At 64.0% G+C, this 761-nt stretch carries 1 protein-coding gene; it reads right to left on the bottom strand.

Annotated elements, in window-relative coordinates:
• Positions 1-761 (bottom strand): glycosyl hydrolase family 18 protein (locus tag CFP71_RS42810; protein WP_093939485.1); only part of this gene is annotated, 761 nt, incomplete at both ends.

Raw genomic sequence — 761 nt, 5'->3', positions numbered from 1 at the left:
CAGTTGATCGACCAGGTCATCAGGCCCTTGAGCCCCGGAATGCTCCGGTACGCCTGGGAAACCAGGCCCGTCGACATGTAGCCGCCACCGGCACCCGCCTGCGCGGGCAGACCCGGGACCTGCTTGTCGTAGGGCACCCGGATCGTCGTGCCCTGGATCACGAGGCCCTTGTCGAGACACTCCGTCTGCTTGACGAAGCCCTGGACCGTCCCGGCCTGGTACGAATCACCGGAGCAGCCGTACATGCTTCCGTTGTAGTACTGCATGTTCAGCCACCACAGCCGGCCGTTGTCCGCGTACTTCTTGATGATCGGCAGGTACGCGCCCCAGATCGAGCCGTAGACGACGCTGCCGCCGGTGACGTACGCGGTCTCGGGCGCCATGGTGAGCCCGAAGTTCGACGGCATCGCGGCGAGCACGCCGTCGATGATGCGGATGAGGTTCTTCTGCGAAGCGGAAAGCGTGTTGATGTTCCCGCCGCCGGTGAGGCCCGTTTCGATGTCGATGTCGATCCCGTCGAAGTTGTACTTCTTCAGGATCGGCACGATGGTCGCGACGAACTTGTCCGCCACGGTGGACGAATTGAGGTCGATCCCGGCGGTGGCGCCGCCGATGGACATCAGGATCGTCGCGCCCGCGTCCTTGGCGGCGCACATTTCGGACGGGGTCGCGACCTTCACAGTCGCGTCCATCCCATCCTCCCATTTTGCCGTTCCGTCGGACAGGATGACCGGAAAGGCCGCGTTGATCACGTTGTACCC

The sequence above is a fragment of the Amycolatopsis thailandensis genome (genome assembly GCF_002234405.1).
GTDB lineage: Bacteria > Actinomycetota > Actinomycetes > Mycobacteriales > Pseudonocardiaceae > Amycolatopsis > Amycolatopsis thailandensis.
The sequence above is the reverse complement of the archived record's forward strand: the minus strand, read 5'-3'. Positions and strand labels throughout refer to the sequence as shown.